12 protein-coding genes are annotated in these 17,972 nt (G+C 66.3%); 7 read left to right on the forward strand and 5 right to left on the reverse strand.

Annotated features, from left to right (window positions below; genetic code table 11):
- Positions 1-9: 9 nt before the first annotated feature.
- Complete coding sequence (locus ABFD52_02245) at positions 10-1,143, reverse strand: hypothetical protein (GenBank protein ID MEN6559582.1); 1,134 nt, start codon at positions 1,141-1,143, stop codon at positions 10-12.
- A 78-nt stretch (positions 1,144-1,221) separates the two neighbouring features.
- Complete coding sequence (locus ABFD52_02250) at positions 1,222-2,769, reverse strand: lipopolysaccharide biosynthesis protein (GenBank protein MEN6559583.1); 1,548 nt, start codon at positions 2,767-2,769, stop codon at positions 1,222-1,224.
- A 140-nt stretch (positions 2,770-2,909) separates the two neighbouring features.
- Here ABFD52_02250 and ABFD52_02255 point away from each other — a divergent pair, with 140 nt between their 5' ends.
- Positions 2,910-3,059 carry a hypothetical protein gene (locus ABFD52_02255; GenBank protein ID MEN6559584.1) on the forward strand — a complete coding sequence of 50 codons (150 nt, stop codon included), beginning with the start codon at positions 2,910-2,912 and terminating at the stop codon, positions 3,057-3,059.
- Between the two features lie 5 nt (positions 3,060-3,064).
- Positions 3,065-4,123, forward strand: coding sequence for a hypothetical protein (locus ABFD52_02260; protein MEN6559585.1), 1,059 nt, complete (start codon positions 3,065-3,067; stop codon positions 4,121-4,123).
- 31 nt (positions 4,124-4,154) lie between these two features.
- On the opposite strand, the gene ABFD52_02265 is transcribed toward ABFD52_02260, so the two are convergent.
- Positions 4,155-5,066, reverse strand: a complete 912-nt coding sequence (locus ABFD52_02265) for a glycosyltransferase (protein ID MEN6559586.1) — start codon at positions 5,064-5,066, stop codon at positions 4,155-4,157.
- Positions 5,067-5,199: 133 nt separating this feature from the next.
- Between ABFD52_02265 and ABFD52_02270 the strand changes: the two genes are divergently transcribed.
- Complete coding sequence (locus tag ABFD52_02270; GenBank protein MEN6559587.1) at positions 5,200-6,471, forward strand: glycosyltransferase family 4 protein; 1,272 nt, start codon at positions 5,200-5,202, stop codon at positions 6,469-6,471.
- 15 nt (positions 6,472-6,486) lie between these two features.
- Positions 6,487-7,617 (forward strand): hypothetical protein, encoded by a 1,131-nt coding sequence (locus ABFD52_02275; protein ID MEN6559588.1) that lies wholly within the window; start codon positions 6,487-6,489, stop codon positions 7,615-7,617.
- Here the strand turns inward: ABFD52_02275 and ABFD52_02280 are convergent.
- Together ABFD52_02280 and ABFD52_02285 are read right to left on the reverse strand one after the other, a co-directional pair.
- The gene (locus ABFD52_02280; protein ID MEN6559589.1) at positions 7,523-9,385 is read right to left on the reverse strand and encodes a right-handed parallel beta-helix repeat-containing protein; all 1,863 of its coding nucleotides are present in this window, start codon (positions 9,383-9,385) and stop codon (positions 7,523-7,525) included. The two genes, ABFD52_02275 and ABFD52_02280, sit on opposite strands and share 95 nt — an antisense overlap.
- 41 nt (positions 9,386-9,426) lie before the next feature.
- Complete coding sequence (locus tag ABFD52_02285; protein MEN6559590.1) at positions 9,427-10,689, reverse strand: MBOAT family O-acyltransferase; 1,263 nt, start codon at positions 10,687-10,689, stop codon at positions 9,427-9,429.
- A 268-nt stretch (positions 10,690-10,957) separates the two neighbouring features.
- On the opposite strand from ABFD52_02285, the gene ABFD52_02290 reads away from it, so the two are divergent.
- From ABFD52_02290 to ABFD52_02300, 3 genes are all read left to right on the forward strand, one after another.
- On the forward strand, positions 10,958-12,073 hold the full coding sequence (locus ABFD52_02290) for a PKD domain-containing protein (protein MEN6559591.1): 1,116 nt from the start codon (positions 10,958-10,960) through the stop codon (positions 12,071-12,073).
- A 10-nt stretch (positions 12,074-12,083) separates the two neighbouring features.
- On the forward strand, positions 12,084-14,300 hold the full coding sequence (locus tag ABFD52_02295) for a PKD domain-containing protein (GenBank protein ID MEN6559592.1): 2,217 nt from the start codon (positions 12,084-12,086) through the stop codon (positions 14,298-14,300).
- Positions 14,301-14,461: 161 nt separating this feature from the next.
- A complete protein-coding gene (locus ABFD52_02300; protein ID MEN6559593.1) occupies positions 14,462-17,971 on the forward strand; it encodes a PKD domain-containing protein in 3,510 nt (1,169 codons plus the stop codon).
- The last annotated feature ends 1 nt before the right edge of the window (position 17,972 follow it).

Genomic DNA, 17,972 nt, shown 5'->3' on the forward strand with positions numbered 1-17,972 from the left:
GGGCCCGGATCACTGCTTGGTGAGCTTGTGATAGATCGCCCGGACGGGATGTTTCTTCTGCGTCCGGAAACGGCGGATCGTCGTCCAGTCCCGGGTCAGGGCCAGGAACTCCTGTTCGGTCATCCCCATTTCCTTTAGGAAGGGCTCCAGGGCGGCCGGCCGGCCGGCCCGGGCCCGTTCCTCGGCGTCCTCGGCCAGCGCGGCGGCCCTCGTGATCTTGCCCATGCGGACAAGCCCCGCCCGATGTATGGTATGGCCGGCCAGGTCGGGGAACTTGAGGCTTTGAATGTACCCGGCGACGCCGTGGAGCGTGCAATCGAGATGCTCGGCGTTCGTTTCGTCTCCCGCGCTCCAGCCCATCTCCTTCTTGATGATGCCGTAGATCTTTTCGTAATCCGGTTCGAAATGGTCGTAGAGCCGGGCATAAAGCGACCGGGACAGCTGGGGCCGGTTCAGGACGCGCCCGGCGATCCGGAGGAGCCGGTCGACGTTCCAGGAGCTGACGTTCTGGAGCAGCGGGGCGATCTCTTCCCGGATGGGCTCCCCCCCGACGACGTTGCGGAAGAAATCGACCTGGCCCTCCTGATAGACCTCAGGGACCCCGGCCAGATAAGTGACCTGCCATCCCGTCCCCGACACGGTCAGGGGGATGCCGTATTTCGGCGCGACGCTGAGGGCCAGGCCGATGCCCCGCAGGCAGGCGGGACAGAAGGTCCCGGTCTTCTCGAGGAACAGCCGGTAGAGCCTGAGCATGGTCGGCCGGTTGACGGTGATCATCATGTGGTCGGCCCGGGTCGAGCGGATCGCGTTCCGGATGTTCGCCTGGGCGTGGGGGGAGAGGAAGCCGTTGTCGAAGGTGACCCCGAGGCACTTCAATCCGTAAACCCGGTCGCAGAGATAGAGGGCGTAGGTGCTGTCCTTGCCCCCGCTGAGCGGGATCAGGCAATCATAAGGGCGGCGCAGGCGCCGGGCCCGTTCGACGATGGCTTCGAATTCCCGGCGCTTCCTCTCGCCCGCGTCCAGGTACTCCTCCTGCCGTTTCCGGTAGTCAGCGCAGAGAGGGCACAGGCCGTCGTCGTTCAGCCTGACGCTGGGCAGGCTCGCGGGAAGGATGCAATTCGCGCAGCGGATCCCCTCTTCCATGGTACTCCACCTCTTGCCCGGAGTTTACGAGGGGAGGCCGAACGTGTCAAGGGCCGGCTCAGCGCCGCGAACATGGGCCTAGCGGGCCAGCATGTCCCTGATCAGTCCCCGGAACATGAGGATGGGCTTCAGGCCGCCGAACAGGGCGATGACGGCGGCCAGATAGAAGGCGGGATAGGCCGCCGTCCCGATGGCGATCCTCACGAGGGGAGATAATCCTCCGTAAAAGACGGCAAGCGGCTGGATCTTGTCGAAAACAGCCCAGAAGAGCAGGCTGGAAACGGTCGCCGCGGCCCAGTATCTCCAGAGGATCCCGACGCAGAAGCGGGCCCCGATCCCGGCCGGCCGGCCGGCGTACGAGAGCGCGGGGATGAGCAGGACATAGAACATGACGGAATAGGCTATCGCGACCCCATAGGGGCCGAACTGAAGGCCGATGAAGTAAGCCCCCAGCGAGACCCCGAGGACGATGAAACCCCATTTCAGGAGGCGGTCGGCCCGGCCGAGCGAGATGTGCAGCCAGACATTGGTGTTGTAGATCACGAACGCGCCGATGCCCGGACCTAGAGCGGCGAAGATCGACCCGGCGATGCTCCAGCGGTCGCCGAGGAGGATGATGATGATGTCCTTGCCCAGGATCGTGAACAGGGCGCTGCCGGGGAATCCGATGAAGGCCAGGACGGACAGCGCCTTGGAGAAATAGGTCCGGTATTTCGGGGGATCGTCGACCAGGCGGCTCAGGGTGGCGATCCCCACGCCCGAGAGGGCGACGGTCAGCTGGTTCGGCAGGACCGAGGAGAGCTGCGAGGCCCGGTCGTAATGACCGAGAGGGGTCTTCCCGAAAGCCCGGCCGACGAAGATCTTGTCGAGGTTGTTCCGCAGATAGCCGAGAAGGTAGTTCCCGTAGGTTTTGTACCCGAAGGTCAGGATCGACCGGATCGACGTCCCTTTGGCCGGGGCCCCGGGCTTCCAGCGGCAGAACAACCAGGCGAAAAGGGTCGTGACCAGGGGAAGGGAAACGCGGCGGGCCACCAGCGACCAGAAGCCGAATCCGCCCACGGCCATGGCGATGCTGAGCCCCGTGCTGATCACCGCGGCCAGGACCTGGGCGATCGCCGAGAGATTGAACTTCATGTTCCGGCTCAGCAGCGCCAGGTGGCATGTCCCCAGGCCGCTGAAGATGATCGACAGGGCCATGCCGGCCGAGATGCTCTTGAGCTGGGCCTCTCCGAAGAACCAGGCGATGGCCGGGGAGATGGCCACGAAGAAGACGGTCAGGCCGATCATGATCAGGGCGTTCACCCAGAAGAGCTTCCTCATCTGGTCATCGGTCAGGTCCCTCTTCTGGATGATGGCCTCGGTGAAGCCGTTGAGGCCGAAGTTCTGGACCAGGATGCTGAACGTGGCCACCATGGAGACGAGCCCGAAATCCTCGGGGCTCAGGATGCGGGCCAGGATGATCGTGCCGACGGTCTGGACGCCGTAGTTGAAGGTCTGGGCGAAGACGGAGAAGCCGGCCCCGACAAGGGCCTTTTTCTTGAGCCCCTCGCGCAGGTGGCCCGCGTCCAGGAGGTCGCCTGATCGCGTCCCTGCCTTGCGCGCGTCATCGTCGTTGTCGCTCCTCACGGTCCTCCGCTCCTCAGGGTCCCTAGACAATAACATAATCCCCGGCGTTCGTGCCAGCCCCGGCAGGGGCCGGCCGGGGCGGTCCGGCGGCGGACCCCCGATGTTGATAAGTCCCCCGAAAAAACCTAGAATATCAGCGCATGATGAAATCTCTCCGGGCCTGGGCGGCGGCCAACCGCCGGACGATCATCCTGACGTTCGAGATCTTCTGGATCGTCATCTTCCTGCTCGACCGGGTAAGCAACGTCAATGCCGTGGACATCCCCCAGTTCATCTACGTGAATTTCTGACCTCGATGCGGAAAAAAGCCGGCGCCGCGATCCTGACGGTCCTGGCCTGCCTGGTCCTGCTGGAGCTCGGGCTCCGGGCCATCGGCCGGGCCCCGACGAACATGGCCGACGGCATCGCCGACCAGTGGGGCGACTCCTTCCGGCTCAAGAAGAACATCACCAAGGTCATGAAATTCCCGGCGTTCACCTACACCGTCCATACCGACGAGTACGGCTTCCGCGACAAGGCGACCGGCCCGCGGCCGCTCGACGGCAAGCCCTTCTGTGTCTTCCTGGGGGCGTCGGACGTGTTCGGCAACGGGGTCGATTTCGAGGATTCCTTCGTCGGGGTGTTCGCCGCCGAGGCCGGGAAGCGCGACTTGGAGGTCCTGAACCTGGCTGTCGGCGGGCATTTCTTCCTGGACCAGGAAGCGCTCCTGAGGGATTTCATGGACTCCACCCGGCAGAAGCCCCGGACGGTGTTCCTCTGCGTCAACGCCCTCCACATCCCCAAGTTCGACCGGCGGAACCGGAATATCATCGTCAAGAGCGGCTATGTCATCGACCGGTCAGGCTGGCGCATCACCTATGCCAGGCTGATGGCCGGGAACGTCTCCTCGGCCTTCTGCTTCTTCCGGGACGGGATCCGGAGGATCCAGGAGCGCTACCTGCATTACGAGGTCGGCGAGAAATCCCCCGAGTTCCTTCAGATCTACGACAAGCGCAACGCGATCCGTCGGCCGGAGCGGGTCGGCCGGTTCAACGAGTACCTGACCGGCTTCGAGACATTCTGCCGGCAGAACGGCATCGAGCTGGTCTACGTCTATATGCCCCTGTCCGACAGCTTCCGGCTGAAGGAGATGGCGAAACAGATGGGCGTGGATCCCGACGGTTATGACGCCTCGTTCTACGAGGACCTGATCCGTTCCCATTGCGAGGCGAACGGCAAGCGGCTGGTCGATCCCCGGCCGGCGCTCGAGCAATGCTATCGGGAAGGGAAGGTCCTGAGGTTCAAGCTCGATCCCCATTTCAACGCCTTCGCCAACAGGATCATCGGGGAGTACCTCGCCGGCCAGATCTTCTGAGACCCCCGCCGGTCCACCCCGGGGAGGCAGCCTAGTAGGGCCTTTCCTTGACCAGCCGGATCCCGGCGTGGGCCAGGACCTTGGAGAGATGATCGCATTCCTTGATAAGGTAGCGCGCGTATACGTGCGCGCCCGCCAGCCGGGCGAACGGCAGGAGCAGGGCGTAAAAGGGGACCGCGGCCAGGGACCGGAGGGTGCTGAGGCTCAAGACCGGATTGTCCTGCGCCTCAGTCATTCCCCGGGTGAAAGCGCGCTTGACGTAATAGGACCGGACCTGCCGCTCGGGGGGGACGGTCTCGTAGACGACCGCCTCGTTGCACCAGACGAAGGCGTGGCCCTTTTGCATCATCCGCTTGAAGAAGACGGCGTCGCTGCCGCCGGTCCGGCCGAAGCCCGGGTCGAAGCGGTCCGCCGGATCGGCGAAGAGCGATCCCCGGACGAGGACGTTGCCGGTCCGGGTGAAGCGGGCGTCGACCAGCCTTTGCCCGGTCGCGAATTCGCGCCGGTCGAGGAGCCCGCTTTTGGCCAGCCACGCAGGAGGCGGGCTCTCGAAATGGGCCCGCACCGGTCCGAGGACCCCGGACGCCCCCGAGCTTTCGAGCGTGCGGAAATGGCGGACGAGCCATTCCGGTTCGGGGAACTCGTCGTCGTCGATGAAGGCGATCAGGTTCCCCCGCGCGTTCTCGACGGAACGGTTCCGGGCCAGGGCGATGCTCCGCTCCGGCTCGAGATGATAATCGACGGCGAAGGGCGACGTCGCCCGGGCGGCCTCGACGACGCCGCGGCCGGACTCCAGGCCGTCGTTGTCGACGACGACCGCAGACAATGAGAACAGGCCCTCCGTTTTGAGATCCCCCATCCTGTCCAGCAGCCTCTTGAGAAGCGCCGGGCGCTTGAAGGTGCAGATGCAGACGCTGATATGGTCGCCGCCGCTGCCCGCCATGGCGGCATCGTAGCCCTGAACGGGAAGGGCTGTCAACAGGCCTGACCGCCCTCGACAGGGGGGCGGGTTGAACGGATCCCCGACTTCTAATAGAATGCCCCACGTCGGGGGGCCGGCCCCCGGAGGAGTGAGAATGAGTCCGAGGAGCGGCCAGTCGAACCGAACGAGCGCCCGCGTCGGGCCGGGCCGTTGCGCCCTGATCATCGTCGAGAACCAAACCTATATCACGGATACCCGGGTCAAGGCCGAGGCGACGTCCCTGAGGGAAGCGGGCTGGCGCGTGCACGTCATCTGTCCGGCGCCGCCCGGGGCGGCCCCGGGGCCCGGGCGCGCGGCGGCCTATGCGGAGACCGACGCGGGCGGGATCGTCGTCCACACTTACCGCATGAAGTTCGCCGCCCGCGGCGTCTCGCGTTACATCAAGGAGTACCTCCTCTCCCTGTTCCATATCTCCCGCCTGGCGCTGCGGATCGACCGGAAGGAGCGCTTCGAGGTCGTCCATCTCTGCAATCCTCCCGACCTGCTTTTCGTCGTCGGCGCGCTGCTCAAGCTCCGGGGCGTGAAGGTCATCTTCGACCATCATGACCTCTTCCCGGAGATGATCCTGTCCCGCCACAAGGGCCCGTTGGGGTGGGCCTTCTTCCGGCTCTCGCGGCTCCTGGAATTCCTGACGTTCCGGACGGCCGACGCGGTCCTGTCCACGAACGAATCGTACCGGGACGTCGCCATCCGCCGGGGCCGCCTGGACGGGCGCGACGTCTTCATCGTCCGGAACGGGCCGTCTCCCGAAGAGATCCGCCCGGTGCCGCCGGAGCCGGCGCTGAAAAGGGGCTTCCCCCTGATGGCCTGCTATGCCGGCATCATGGGGCCGGAGGACGGCGTCCTGGAGCTCATCGAGGTCATCCGGGACGTCGTGGAGCGGCAGGGACGGGCCGACATCCTATTCTGCCTCCTGGGCGACGGGGCCGCGAAGCGGGAGGCCGAGGACCGGGCCCGGGATTGGGGCGTCGGGGACCACGTGGTCATGCCGGGCATGGTCCTGGACCGGGCGCTCTTCCGCCGCTACCTGTCGACGGCGGACATCATGCTCGCCCCGGAGACGTCCAATCCCCACAACGACAAATCGACCTTCATCAAGATCGCGGAATACATGGCCATGGGGAAGCCCATCGTGGCCTACGACCTGAAAGAGACCCGGTTCACGGCCGGGGACGCGGCGGTCTACGCCCCGTCGGGCGACATCCGGGCCTACGCGTCCGCGCTCGTGGGCCTCATGGAGGATCCCGCCCGGCGGGCCCGCCTCGGCGAGATCGGGGTGGAGCGGATCCGGGACCTCTTCCAATGGGAGCATCAGAAGGTCCATCTCCTCGAGGCCTATGACCATGTCCTCCGGACGGACGGCTGATCGGCGGGGCGGAAGATGAGCACGCTCGATCCGGGTTATGCCGCCGAGGTTGACCTGATCGACAAGACCGGCTGGCACGCCCTGCTGCCCGAGTTCGACGACGCGACCTTCTACCAGACCTGGTCCTATGGCGAGGCATCCTGGGGCGCGGGGAATGCCAGCCGCCTCGTCCTTCGCCGGGACGGCCGGGCCGTCGGCCTGGCCCAGCTGAGGATCGTCCGGTTCCCGCTCCTCCGGACCGGGGCGGCCTATCTCAACTGGGGGCCCCTGTGGAAGCCGCGGGGGACGGTTCCGGACCCGGCCTGCCTCCGGAACATGCTCAGGGCCCTGCGCAGCGAATACGTGGACGGCCGGGGCCTGTCCCTGCGGGTCCTGCCCAAGATCTTCGACCTGCCGGAGAACGCGGAGGCCGCCGGGGCCTTCGCTGCGGAAGGCTTCTCCCGCCGGCCGGACCCCTTGCGGACCTTCGTCGTCGACCTCCGTCCTTCGCTCGAGGAGATCCGGCAGAACCTGCACAAGAGCTGGAAGGGCTCTTTGAAGTTCGCCGAAAAGCAGGAGCTGGAGATCTTCGAGGCCGGGACGGGCGAGCACTTCGCCTTGGTCGCCGACATGAACCGCGAGATGAAGGATCGGAAACAGTATTTCGGGGGCGATATCCCGAAGCTGCTCGAGATCAACCGGGACCTGCCGGAGCCCCTGAGGCTGAAGATCCTCCTCTGCAGCCATCAGAACGAGGTCATCTCGGCCCTGGGGTGGTCGAACATCGGGAAGGTCAGCTTCCCCATGGTCGGCGGGACGGGCAATAAGGCTCTGCAGTTCAAAGCCTCTTTCTTGCTGTTCTGGAGGATGGTCCAGCGATCGAAGGAGGCCGGGTTCCGCTATTGTGATACCGCCGGCGTCCACCCGAAGAGGAACCCCGGGGGATACTTCTTCAAGCGCGGGCTGGCCGGAAAGGACGCCCAGGAAACGGCCTACATCGGGTCCTTCGACGCCTATCGAAGCCGGTCGGCCTATCGCCTGTTCAAGGCTGCCATGTCGCTCCGGACGGGGCTCACGAACGCGGCGCGGAGCCTGAGGGCGCGGTTCCGGCTGCCGTCCCGTTCCGGCCGCCCGGCGCCGGCCGGGCCGGACCGACGTTCACCGTGATCCTGGCGCTCCTCGTCGGGGCAGCCTGGGCGCTCCGCAAATAGGCCCGGGCTTCGATCTCGTGGCTTCCGGGTTTCAGGCCGGAGGCTTCCCACGCGAATTCGTAGGGGGGCGTTTCGACCTGTCCCGCGGGGATGCCGTCGGCCAGGAAGACCACGTATCTCACGTCGGCCGGATCGGAGACGTCGGCTCGAACGCAGACCGGCGTCGCGACGGCGGCCCCTGGCAGCGGGGAGGCGATGCGGACGTCCGTCTCCCCCCTGCCGTCGACGCGCTCCAGCCCGCCGATATCCGGCGCCTTGCCGGCATAATCGTACGAGACGGGGGCCTTGGCGGCCCACGATATCGGCCGGTCGATCTCGATCGAGTTCCCGTCGTAGTCGGCGCGGAGGACCCGGACCGGCGGGGCGGTCCCGATCCGGACGATATCCCCGGCGGTGATGCCTCCGCCGTCCGAGAAGAACCCGGCGTCGAGGACCGGGACCCGGGTCCCCTCGCCGGCGGCGACGGTCGTGGTCAGGGGAACGCCGGCGTCGACGGCCGGGGACCGCTCCAGGAGGTCGAAGCGCCCCTCGGCCGGGGCAGCGAAAGCCGGATCCTTCTCCAGGCCCCGCTGCTGGACGGGCCGGCCGGAGCTCTCCACGAGATTGCCGGCCGCCAGGAAGCCGGGCATCGAGGTCCCGTCGACATAGATGGTCATGCCGCCCGGATGGGCCGACCGGACGAAGATGTTGTTGAGGACCTTGGCGTCCGTCGATCCGCCGGTGATCTGAAGGCAATAGCGGGCCTTGGGGGTCTGACGGTGGACCATGTCGACGAAGGTGTTATGCACGACCCTCAAGCCCGGGAACCTCTCGATCAGGATGGCGATGGCCCCGTTGCGGACGGCCACGTTCCTCCGGAAGAGGAACTCGGAGCTCGGATGGCCGGCGACATTCCTCATCAGGACCAGGTGGCCGTGGGGCACGTCGTTATCGACGATGAGATTGTCCTCCATCACGGTCCGGACGAGGGGGGCGACCGCGTCGGAATAGTATTGGAGGCCGTCGATGTGATGGCCCTCGGGGTTCCGCCGGATGAAGTCGGGGAAATCGGCCAGGGCGTTGTCGTGGAAATAATTGTTGCGGATGATATTGCCCCGCCCCCAGACGTTCGTGAAATCGGCGGCCTGGGAGACGTCGTTGTACTCGACGATGTTCGCGTCGCCGGCCACGACGATGGCGATCTCCCCGGTCTCCTGCCCCGGAACGGAGCCGATGAAGCTCATCCGGTTACCCCGGACGATATTGTGGTGCGACGGGGCGCGCTTGTGGAAGAAGATCCCGATCGTCGACGTGTGATGGATGCGATTGTCCAGGATCTGGCAATGATCCGATCCGGCCACCAGGATCGCCGGATCGCGGAAGGCGGCCGTCTGCGTGATCTCGAAGCCCACGATCCGGACGTAGGAACAGGATTCGATCTGGAATCCCCGGACCGTGACCGGGCCGGCGGCTTTGAAGGTCACGAACGCGCCCGGCTTCCCGGACGCGGTCACCGGGACCGTCTCGTCATAGGTCCCGGGGCCGACCCAACAGGTGTCGCCCGCCCGGAGCATCCCGGCCGCCTTCCGGATCGTCCGCCACGGGGCATCCCGGGTGCCGGGATTCGTGTCCGCGGCGCGGGGATGGGCCTGATCGACGAAGACGTCGGCCGCCCGGGCGGAGCCGGCGGCGAGCGCGAGAAGCAGAACCGCGGCGAGAACGTTTGAGGACAGGGACTTGCGCATGACCGCCCTCCTTGGCCGATCCCATTATAGCAAAAACAAGATCAAAGCCGGGACAGCACGGCGGCCGCCAGGATCCCGAGCTTCCTGATGTCGAGGACGAAGAGGGACAGGCCGAAGGCGAAGAAATTGAAGGTCAAGAAGACGCCCAGGGCCAGGCTGAGCTTCGACCGGAAGTACTTCTGGAGCGCCGCCGAGCGGACCTTCCTCTTCTCCCTCTGATAAATGGTCAGGGCGGCGATGCCGATCCCGTGGTAGGCGCCCCAGAGGATGAAGTTGGCCGTTTCGCCGTGCCACATGCCGCAGCCGATGAACGTGATGATCATGCCGAGATTGGAGAGGAGGACCGCGTGCCGCCGGAAATAATCTAGGCTCCTGAGCTTGCGGACGATCGGCCAATAGATGTAGTCGACGAGCCAGCTGGTCAGCGACATGTGCCAGTTCGTCCAAAGCTCGCGGATATTCCTCTTGAGGAACGGATTGTCGAAATTCTCCGGGAGCTCCAGGCCCATCAGGCGGGCGCAGCCGATGGCCAGGTCCGAGTACCCGGCGAAATCGAAATAGAAGTAGAAGGCATAGGCGTATAGCCCCAGGGCGGCCTGCCAGAAGCTCATGCGGCCGAGGAGATCGGCCTGGGTGGACAGGATATGAGGATAGAGGGCCTGGGCCAGGACGAATTTCTTGAACAGGCCGTGGACGATGCGCTCGCCTCCCGCCCGGAGATCCGCCGCGGGCTTGGATCGCGCCGCCGAGCGGACCTGGGAAGCGAAGGGGTTGTAGCGGTTGATCGGGCCGCTGATGAAGGCCGGGAAGAAGATGACGTAATTGACGTAGGTCAGAGGGTCCAGCCCTTCGATCTTCCCCCGATAGGCCTCGACGAGGAAATGGATCATGCGGAAGGAGAAATAGGAGACGCCGATCATCCGGGCCAGGCCGCCGCCGGCCGGTCCGGCCGCCGTCCTGAACAGCCCCTGGACGAACCCGTACTTGAAGAAGGCCAGGAACGCCAGCACGGCCGTGATGCCGAGGGCGGCCAACGCCTTTCTCCGGCGGCCGGGGGCGGAGGGCGTCCTGACCAGGGCCGCGCCCAGAACGTAGGTCAGGACGGCCAGGCCCAGGACCAGCGCCAGATGCCCGGGACCGAAGCCGGGAAGGGCCAGGAGCATCAGGGCCGACAGAATGGCGAGGGCGAAGCCCCTGGCCCGGACCGACTTGTCGAGGAGCCGGATGACGATCGCGCTGACGGCGAGCGCCGCCCAGAAGGGCAAGCTGCTATAGAAGTCGAAATGCCAAAATCCCGGATTCACGGAACTGTCTGAAATCTCCAGAGATAGCGACCCCGGCCGTACCTTGGAACGGCTCTCCGGGGCGGCGAATTATATAAACAGGCCGGGGCGGATGTCAAATCGGCCGTGTTGACGCCGGGACGTCCATGGTATAATGAAAATCCAGGGGAGTGGAGAACCCTTCAGTTGGATTCCTTGCCTCCGCTCCTGTGTCGCGGGAGATCTGATCCGCCTTTCCCGCGGCCGGCGGGACTTCCCGCCTGGCCGGGACAGGCGACGAGGTGATGAGATGAAAGAACGGACCAAGGGTTTGCTCCTGATCGGGGCGGTTCTCCTCGCGGCGGCCTGTTCGTCCACGCAAAGCCCCGGCGAATCGGAGCTCCAGGCGTCGTTCACCGTCAGCCCGGCGTCGCCGAAGGTCGGTGAATCGGCCGCTTTCAGTGACGCCTCGAAGGGGGATCCGACCTCGTGGCAATGGGATTTCGGCGACGGTTCCACGAGCACGGAGCAGAACCCGACCCATACCTTCACGGCCACGGGCGGAAAGACGGTGACCCTGACCGTCAGCAAAGGGACCGAGCACGACTCGGAGGTCAAGACCGTGGCGGTCCTGTCCGCTTCCGCGATCCTGATCGGCCACGGGACCGACAAGCTGGCCGATATCCCCCTCGCCTGGATCTCCCAAGCCCGGCAGACCCTTCATATCGCTTATGGGCATACCTCGCATGGGAGCCAGATCACCGACGGCATGACCGGATTGGCCCAGTGGAAGGGCTCGGATTATGCCTGGAACTCGGGCGGCACGGGCGGCGCCTTGGACCTCAGGGACTATTACAATGATTTCGGCGGCCTTGGCCTCGCCAACGATCTCGGCAACCCGAACCGGACCGCCTGGGAGCAAGCGACGCGGACCTATCTGGCCCAGAACCCGGCCGTCAACGTCATCATCTGGGCCTGGTGCTGGCAGGTGAACGGGACCGAGCAGGAGATCCAGACCTACCTCGACCTGATGAACCAGCTGGAGATCGATTTTCCGAACGTGAAGTTCGTCTACATGACCGGTCACGTCAACGGCGGCCCGCTGACGGACGGCTACCACCAGCGCAACCAGCAGATCCGCGACTTTTGCGTCAGTAACAACAAGATCCTCTACGATTTCGCCGACATCGAGAGCTACGATCCGGACGGAGCCTATTACGGCGACAAGCTCGTCACCGACGGGTGCGACTACGACAGCGACGGTGACGGCACGGTGGACCGGAACTGGGCCGTCGACTGGCAGAACGCCCATCCCGGGGAATGGTACAATTGCGGGTCCGCCCACAGCCAGCCGCTGAACGCGAACATGAAGGCCTATGCGGCCTGGTGGCTGTGGGCCCGGCTGGCCGGCTGGGCCGGCCGGTGAAGTCTCCATCATGGCGCTCCCTAAGGCCGCCGGGCTCGTGGCCGTCATCGTCCTGCTGGCCTGGGGGTGCGGCGTCGACAAGAACAACGAGAATCCCGGCACCCCGCCCGCCGCGGCCTTCTCGTTCTCCCCGTCGTACCCGGCCATAGGCCAGGAGGTCGCGTTCTCGGACGCCTCCACCGGCAGCCCGACGGCCTGGAGCTGGGATTTCGGCGACGGCGGGTCCTCCTCGCTCCAGAACCCGAGCCACGCTTATGCCTCCTCGGGAACGAGGACGGTCCGGCTGACCGTCCGGAACAGCGCCGGCTCCGACAGCGCGAGCCAGACGGTCACGGTCGCGGCGCTGGCGGCGTCCTTCATGTTCCGGCCCTTCCTTCCGGCGCCGGGACGCGCCGTGCAGTTCACCGATACGTCGCTCGGCGGGGCGACGTCCTGGACCTGGGCCTTCGGGGACGGAGGGTCGAGCACCGCCGAGAATCCCAGCCATGCCTACGCCGCCGCGGGGACCTATGAGGTCAGCCTGTCCCTCGCCAGCGCGTCGGGAACGAGCTCGACGGTCCGAACGGTCTGCGTGACCGCCGACGCGGTCCTGCCGCCGGACCGGCTCATCGACTGGACCCCGGCCGGGATCCCGGGCGGGATCCCGGGCCGGACGACCGTCTTCCGGACGCTGACGCCGTCGAATTCCCTGGCCGAGATCAACACCGCGATCGCGGATTGCCCCTCGGGCCAGGCCGTCTTCCTGACGGCCGGATCCTACAGCCTCGGCAGCATCTCTTTCGGCTCGAAATCCGGCGTCACGCTCCGCGGGGCCGGGCCCGGTCGCACCGTGATCAACTCGACGGCCCTCGACGCCGTCGCCTCCGCGGAGCTGAGCTTCATGGAGGACGACGGGATCGCCCTCAACTCCGGGTTCACGAAGGGCTCGACGAGCATCGTCCTGGCGTCGTCGCCGTCGTCCCTCTTTCGCGCCGGGAACCTCGTTCAGATCACGCAGGCGGATGATCCGGGGGCCCTGGGGAATCCCGGGGTCGGCGTCTACCACCGGACCGGCTTTCCGGGCGTCTGGGGCATGTCGAAGACGAGGAACCTCCGCTTCACGTCCCGGATCGCGGGTGTCGCCGGCAATACGATCACGCTGGCCACGCCCATCCCATATTCCTACTCGGCGGCCCTGGGCCCGAGGGCCTATCCGTTGAGGGACGGGCCCGGCCCGTCCCTTTGCGGGCTAGAGAGCCTGACGATCCGCGGCGGCGCCGGGACGGACAAGGCGCTCAACTTCTCCGGCGCGGACCGGTGCTGGATCAAGGACGTGGAAGTCTCCGGCGCCATCGGCCAGATCGGGATCGTCTATTTCCGTCATTCGTCCCAATGCGAGGTCCGGCGCTGCTACGTCCACGACGCCAGGGGCTTCCCCAACCAGGACGATGGCTACGCGTATTTTCTTTATTACGGATGCTCGTACGGCCTGGTCGCGGATTCCATCGCTTATCGCGTGGGGGACGGCGTGATCATCAACGGCTCGTCCGCGAACGCCGTCCTCTACAACCTCATCGACGAGGCCCGGCGGGCCGGGCACGCCTGGGTGGACCAGGGCGTCATCGTGAACCACGGCCCGCACGGCATCATGAACCTGATCGAGGGCAACGTCACGCAGCGATTCCAGAACGACGGCTACCACGGCTCGACCTCCCATTCGGTCCTGTTCCGCAACGCCGTGACCGGGGTCCGGGCGGGCGCCGTCGAGCCCCGGCGGCCGGTCGATCTCTGCCGGGGCAGCTACGACCACAGCGTCGTCGGGAACGTCATCGGCGACGAGAGCTGGTCCCCGGCCTACTACGACATGCCCGCCGACCCGTCGAGCGTCTCGGCCGTCTATATCCTGGGCTTTCCCGGGATGGATAGCGTGAGCATGGCCGCCTATTCGGGCGTTCCCTGGGACAGCTGGGCGAAGTCCACGGCCGTCCCCGATCCGGATGTGGCGGGGACGCTCCTCCGGCACGGGAATTACGATTTCTATCATCGCGACGTCGTCTGGGACGGCGATATCGTCTCCCACGCCATCCCGGCCAGCCTTTTCTACTCTTCGAAGCCGGCGTTCTTCGGATCGCTGGCCTGGCCTCCCATCGGCCCTGACGTCCCGGGCTTCGTCACCGATATCCCGGCCCTGGCACGCTGGAAAGCGTACCTGTCCTCCGGCAATCTGGACGACCTTTTCGGGGACTGACGGGGCCATCGACCGGGTCCGGCCCCGCGGTTAGCCATCTTTCCGTCTTAATACTCTAGGATATCCCCCTTTGGGGTGATTCGGCCTCTTGCGGCCCCTGCCGATAATGGTTCTGACCCTGACACCGATCGGGGCAAATGAAATCGACGGAGGCATATGAAATGGCGAGAACGCCGAGCTTTAATGGAAGCGCTCATAGGGTCCATCTCGGCCTGATCCTTTTTGCGGTTTGTTCATTCTTCCTGCCGGGGCGCATCCTGGCCCAAAGCAAGTCGAGCGAGAGCCTGCTGACCCGCCTGGCCGTGAAGGCCACCGGCAATCTCAGCGTGTCCTTTACGTACACCCCCCGGTACCCGACGCAGGGACAGCCCGTGCAGTTCACGGCGAAATCGTCGGGAGCCCCCCAGGCCTTTGCCTGGGACTTCGGTGACGGGACCTCGAGCAGGGAACAGAATCCCGTCCACGTCTATGCGGAAACGGGCTTCCGGAAGGTGACGGTCGTGGCCTCCACCACCGCGGCCTCCCGGAAGGCGAGCCGGACGCTCACCGTCCTGCCCGCCGCGGCCCAGGCGACGTTCGTGTTCAGCCCGGCCACACCCGGGCCCGGCCAGACCGTCCAGTTCTCCGACACCACGTCCGGGACGCCGACATCCTGGCGGTGGAGCTTCGGGGACGGCGCGACGAGCACGGTAAAGAACCCGAGCCATGCCTTCGCCGGCGAGGGGACCTATACGGTGAATCTGACGACCGGCGGGGGGACCGGCACGAAGCAGGGCAGCCGGACGATCAGCGTGGCCTCGATGTCGGTCCTGGCCGCATCCTTCACCTATTCCCCGGCCTTCCCGACCACGGGCCAAGCCATCCAGTTCGCCGACACCTCGACAGGCTCGCCGACGTCCTGGCTCTGGAACTTCGGGGATGGGACGACCAGCTCCGCCCAGAATCCCAGCCACGCCTACGCCGCGGCAGGCTCCAAGACGGTGACCCTGACGGTCACCAGCGCCACTTCGTCGAACGCCTCGACCCGGACGATAACCGTGGCCACGCCGCTCGCGGCTTCGTTCAGCTTCAGCCCGGCCGCCGCGACCGCCGGCCAGGCGATCCAGTTCACGGACGCTTCGACGGGCTCGCCGACATCCTGGCTCTGGAACTTCGGGGACGGGACGACCAGCGCCGTCCAGAATCCCAGCCACGCTTACGCCGCGGCAGGCTCCAAGACCGTGACCCTGACGGTCACCAACGCCACCGGGTCGAACAGCGCCTCGCGGACGCTCTCGGTCTCGGCCTCCCTGACGGCGGCCTTCACGTTCTCGCCGGCCTCCCCCGTGGCCGGTCAGTCCGTCCAGTTCACCGATGCTTCGACCGGGAGCCCTACGGCCTGGTCCTGGAGCTTCGGCGACGGCGGGACGAGCACGGCCCAGAACCCCAGCCATGCCTTCGCCTCGGCGGGGACCTACACCGTGAGGCTGACCGCCTCGAACGGCTCCGGCCAGAACGAGGTCAGCCTGGCCGTGACGGTCACGGCCTCGAACACGGTGACGGCCTCTTTCGGCTTCAGCCCGAGCGCGCCGGCGGCGGGCGACACCGTGCAGTTCACCGACTCCTCGACGGGGTCGCCGACCTCGTGGCAATGGAGCTTCGGCGACGGCGGGACGAGCACGGCCCAGAATCCGAGCCATGCCTACGCGGCCGCGGGGACCTATACGGTCAGCCTGACGGCCGCGTCCGGCTCCTCCAGCGCCACGGCCACCAGGGCGGTCACGGTGGCCGCCGCCGCGGCCCTGGACGCTTCGTTCTCCTATGCCCCGACTTCTCCGGCTCCCGGCCAGGCGGTGTCCTTCACCGACACCTCGACGGCGTCGCCGACCTCGTGGCAATGGAATTTCGGCGACGGCGGGACGAGCGCGGCCCAGAACCCGAGCCACACCTTTGCGGCCGCCGGCTCCTACACCGTCACCCTGCTGGCCGCCGGCCTGTCGGGCTCGGACACGGCCAGCCGGACGATCACCGTCGCCACGTCGACGAGCCTCCTGCCGGACGACCGGATCATCGATTGGACCAGCGTCGGCGTCCCCGGCGGCATCCCCAACCGGACGACCGTCTATAGGACGCTCACGCCCTCGAACACCCTGGCCGAGATCAACGCGGCCATTGCCGCCTGCCCCTCCGGCCAGGTCGTCTTCCTGGCCGCCGGCAGCTACAGCCTCGGCCAGATCACGTTCGGCTCGAGGTCGGGCGTCACGCTGCGGGGGGCCGGCGCCGGGCGCACGGTCATCAACGCGACGTCCGGCTACGCCATCTCGGCCACCGAGCTGAGCTTCTTCGAGGCGGACGGCGTGGACGTGGCCAGCGGCTATGTCAAGGGCTCCACGACCATCACCCTGGCCGCGACGCCTTCGTCGGCCTTCGCCGTAGGCAATCTCATACAGATCACCCAGGACGACAGCCCGGACGCCCTCGGCTCGGCCGGCGTCGGCGTCTACCACCGGACCGGGTTCCCCGGCGTCTGGGGCATGTCGGCGACCCGGAACGTCCGCTTCACCTCCCGGATTACGGCCGTGAGCGGCACCCGGATCACCCTGGCCACGGCCGTTCCCTATACTTACCAGGCGTCGCTCAATCCCAAGGCCTATCCGCTGAGCGGCGGTCCAGGCGCCACCCTGTGCGGCGTCGAGAGCCTGACCCTCCGCGGCTCCGGCAGCACCGACCGGGCCGTCAACTTCTCGGGGACCGACCGCTGCTGGGTCAAGGACGTCGAGGTCGACAACATGGTCGGCACGACCGGCATGATCTTCTTCCGTCATTCCTTCCAGGGCGAGATCCGGCGCTGCTACGCGCATGACGCGGCCGGCTTCCCCAGCCAGGCGGACGGCTACGCCTATTTCTTCTATTACGGCTGCTCGAACTGCCTCGCGGTCGACAACATCGCCTGCCGCGTCGGCGACGGCCTCATCATCAACGGCTCGTCGGCCAGCGCCTGCCTGTACAATCTCGTCGAGAACGTCCAGCGGGCCGGCCATGCCTGGGTCGACCAGGGCATGATCGTCAACCACGGGCCGCATGCCATCATGAACCTCATCGAGGGCAACGTCCTCCAGAGGTTCCAGAACGACGGCTACCACGGTTCCACATCCCACACGCTGCTCTTCCGCAACAACATCCACGGGCTCCGGGACGGGGCTTCCGGCGTCCGCAGGCTGATCGATCTCTGCCGCGGCAGCTATTATCACACGCTTGTCGGCAACGTCATCGGCGACTCGAGCTGGACCCCGGCCTACTACCAGCTGCCGGCCAACCCGACGTCCGTGTCCGGCGTCTACGTCCTCGGCTTCCCCGGCATGGACAGCATCAGCATGGCGGCCTATACGAGCGTGCCCTGGGACAATTGGACGAAATCGACGACGGCTCCCGACGCCGACGTCGCCGCGACCATTCTCCGCCACGGCAACTACGATTACTACAATAGAAGCGTGGTCTGGGACCAGGCGATCTCCTCGCAGGCCATCCCGGCCAGCCTGGTCTACAGCTCCAAGCCGGACTTCTTCGGGACGCTCCAGTGGCCGCCGATCGGACCGGACGTCAGCGGGCTCGCGACCAGCATCCCGGCCAAGGCCCGTTGGAACGCCTATCTGGCGTCGGGGGATCTGGCCGACCTTTTCAGGGTCTTCTGAC

The organism is Acidobacteriota bacterium, from assembly GCA_039683095.1.
Taxonomy (GTDB): domain Bacteria; phylum Acidobacteriota; class Aminicenantia; order Aminicenantales; family Saccharicenantaceae; genus RBG-16-66-30.

What these genes read in the sequence shown, in the direction of transcription:
- ABFD52_02260 (MEN6559585.1), top strand. Translation starts at nt 3,065, where the DNA reads ATGCGGAAAAAAGCCGGCGCCGCGATCCTGACGGTCCTGGCCTGCCTG.
- ABFD52_02245 (MEN6559582.1), bottom strand. Translation starts at nt 1,143, where the DNA reads ATGGAAGAGGGGATCCGCTGCGCGAATTGCATCCTTCCCGCGAGCCTG.
- ABFD52_02255 (MEN6559584.1), top strand. Translation starts at nt 2,910, where the DNA reads ATGATGAAATCTCTCCGGGCCTGGGCGGCGGCCAACCGCCGGACGATC.
- ABFD52_02295 (MEN6559592.1), top strand. Translation starts at nt 12,084, where the DNA reads ATGGCGCTCCCTAAGGCCGCCGGGCTCGTGGCCGTCATCGTCCTGCTG.
- ABFD52_02280 (MEN6559589.1), bottom strand. Translation starts at nt 9,385, where the DNA reads ATGCGCAAGTCCCTGTCCTCAAACGTTCTCGCCGCGGTTCTGCTTCTC.
- ABFD52_02290 (MEN6559591.1), top strand. Translation starts at nt 10,958, where the DNA reads ATGAAAGAACGGACCAAGGGTTTGCTCCTGATCGGGGCGGTTCTCCTC.
- ABFD52_02275 (MEN6559588.1), top strand. Translation starts at nt 6,487, where the DNA reads ATGAGCACGCTCGATCCGGGTTATGCCGCCGAGGTTGACCTGATCGAC.
- ABFD52_02265 (MEN6559586.1), bottom strand. Translation starts at nt 5,066, where the DNA reads ATGGCGGGCAGCGGCGGCGACCATATCAGCGTCTGCATCTGCACCTTC.
- ABFD52_02270 (MEN6559587.1), top strand. Translation starts at nt 5,200, where the DNA reads ATGAGTCCGAGGAGCGGCCAGTCGAACCGAACGAGCGCCCGCGTCGGG.
- ABFD52_02300 (MEN6559593.1), top strand. Translation starts at nt 14,462, where the DNA reads ATGGCGAGAACGCCGAGCTTTAATGGAAGCGCTCATAGGGTCCATCTC.